A 422-nucleotide genomic window follows, 5' to 3' on the forward strand; every position below is an offset into this window, starting at 1 on the left:
GTCTTCCTTCCTGAACTCAAACAGTCGACGCTCACTCTGAACGGCTGCGGCGATATCGGTGTTGTCAAGCCGGGAAAGTAAAGTTCCTGGAAACGCAATCTGGTCTTCGTCGTCGCGCTCGGCCTCAAGTCTAGCGAGCCGTGCAGTCAATTCGTCCAGCCTCTTGGTGACGATTCCAAGGTTTGCCCGCGCTTGCGTTGCATCGAGGCGCACAAGTACATCTCCGGCAGCAATCTTCTGCCCCTCCTTGATGAGAATCTCGCTGATAACGCCTCCAGTCAAATGTTGGATTTTCTTGACATAGCTATCGACGACAAAGGTGCCGGAAGCCACGACTGCACCAGAGAGATTGGTTGCGGCCGCCCACCCGCCTATGCCTCCCACCAAGAAAAGGCAGGAAGTGCCGCCAATGAAGAGGCGCC

The 422-nt window shown here is 55.9% G+C and carries 1 protein-coding gene; it reads right to left on the reverse strand.

Going from position 1 to position 422, the window contains the following annotated elements:
* The coding region (locus EN994_RS35070) for a biotin/lipoyl-binding protein (RefSeq protein ID WP_127308330.1) at positions 1-411 on the reverse strand (411 nt) is incomplete at its 3' end.
* Positions 412-422: the final 11 nt, after the last annotated feature.

The organism is Mesorhizobium sp. M7A.F.Ca.CA.002.09.1.1 (assembly GCF_003998555.1).
GTDB lineage: Bacteria > Pseudomonadota > Alphaproteobacteria > Rhizobiales > Rhizobiaceae > Mesorhizobium > Mesorhizobium ciceri.